Raw genomic sequence first — 374 nt, 5'->3', positions numbered from 1 at the left:
GAACGCGCTCGGCAGCAGTTTGCCGATAATGGTTTCATCGCCTTGTGGCTCGAGGCCCGGGATGAATTCGCCGCGTTCGCCCTGCGGGTCGAACAAGCCACCGACGGTGCCGAGATGACGCACGTGCACGATCGGCCGACCGGCTGCACGGGCTGCGGCAACCACTTGTTTGATGTTCGCGACGGCCGCGTCCATGCCGCTCAGGGCCAGCGGGCCACTGAGATATTCTTTCTGGGCATCGATGATGACCACGGTGGCATGGCTCAGTGTGGCCGCTGCGTAACCGCGACCGCTGAGTTGAAACATCGTTTTTGGAACGGACATTCTGGGGCTCCTTGGGGTGGGGCTTTTGCGACATTGTCCTCTGGCTGAGC

At 62.0% G+C, this 374-nt stretch carries 1 protein-coding gene; it reads right to left on the bottom strand.

Going from position 1 to position 374, the window contains the following annotated elements; translation table 11 throughout:
• Nucleotides 1-324: isochorismatase family protein (locus tag BK660_RS31020; protein ID WP_123436434.1), on the bottom strand; the 324-nt coding region annotated here is incomplete at its 3' end.
• Nucleotides 325-374 lie beyond the last annotated feature (50 nt).

Origin of the sequence: Pseudomonas brassicacearum (assembly GCF_003732265.1) — a bacterium.
In the GTDB taxonomy this organism is placed as follows: Bacteria; Pseudomonadota; Gammaproteobacteria; order Pseudomonadales; family Pseudomonadaceae; genus Aquipseudomonas; species Aquipseudomonas brassicacearum_D.
The sequence above is the reverse complement of the archived record's forward strand: the minus strand, read 5'-3'. Positions and strand labels throughout refer to the sequence as shown.